This is a genomic window from Kitasatospora griseola (assembly GCF_014648555.1).
GTDB classification, from domain to species: domain Bacteria; phylum Actinomycetota; class Actinomycetes; order Streptomycetales; family Streptomycetaceae; genus Kitasatospora; species Kitasatospora griseola.
Map to the genome: position 1 here is coordinate 94467 of NZ_BMRI01000027.1, position 1166 is coordinate 95632.

Below are 1166 nucleotides of genomic sequence, written 5' to 3' on the forward strand. Positions count from 1 at the left end.
GGTGGCCATGTAGCCGTCCGAGTCGCGCGAGATCTGGTCCACTCCGCCCGCGTAGCCGGATGCCCAGATGCCGGTGAAGACGCCCGTCTGGCTGCCCCGCAGGGACGTCGGATCGATCCCCGCGTCCTCGAACGTCTCCCACACGGTCTCCAGCAGCACCCGCTGCTGCGGATCCATCGCCAGTGCCTCGCGGGGCGAGATCCCGAAGAACGCGGCGTCGAAGCCACCCGCGTCCGCGAGGAAAGCGCCCGACCGCGTGTACGAAGTCCCGGGAGCGCCGGCGGGATCGTAGAGACGACCCACGTCCCACCCACGATCCGACGGGAAGTCGCCCACCGCATCGACCCCGCCCGACACCAAGCCCCACAACTCCTGCGCCGAGCCCACCCCACCCGGATACCGGGCACCCAGACCGACCACCACCACCGGGTCGTCCGACACCGGCACTCCGACCGGCACGGGCGCGACCGTCCGGCGCTCCTTGCCGAGGACCACCTCGCGCAGGTATTCGGCCAGCCGGGCCGGGGTCGGGTGGTCGAAGATCATCGTCGCCGACAGCCGGGTCCCGACCGCCGTGGACAGCCGGTTGCGCAGCTCAACGCCGGTCAGCGAGTCGAAGCCCAGGTCCTTGAAGGCCAGGTCGCCGCCGATTGCGTCGTTGCGGCCCAGCACGGCCGAGGCGTGGGTGCTGACCAGGTCGAGCAGGATCTCGCGTTGCCGGGCCTCGGGGAGCGATCCGAGCTCGCCCGCCAGCCCGGTGGTCCGGACCGGTTTGCGGGCGCGTGCCAGCGCGCGCAGCACCGGCCGGTCGCCCAGTGCGGACACCTTGAGTCGGGCCGCGACCACCGCCGGTTCCGCGGTGTCCAGGCCGCCGTCGAACAGCCCGAGTCCGTAGTCGGTCGCCATCGGCAGCAGCCCCGCGCGGGCGAGGCGCTCGCCGTCGGCCTCGGACATCTGCCCGGTCAGCCCGCTGGCCTCCGCCCAGTGGCCCCAGGCCAGCGACACGCCCGGCAGCCCGAGGGCGCGCCGGTGCGCGGCCAGGCCGTCGAGGTAGGCGTTCGCCGCCGCGTAGTTGGCCTGCCCCGCCGCGCCGAGCGTGCCGGCCGCCGAGGAGAACAGGACGAACGCCGTCAGGTCCAGCCCCCGGGTGAGCTCGTGCAGGTTCC

Annotated in this window: 1 protein-coding gene; it reads right to left on the reverse strand. The window is 73.6% G+C overall.

Annotation, left to right across the window (positions count from 1 at the left end):
* Positions 1 to 1166, reverse strand: a 1166-nt coding sequence (locus tag IEZ12_RS27245; protein WP_189275590.1) for a beta-ketoacyl reductase, incomplete at both ends; no start/stop codon positions are given.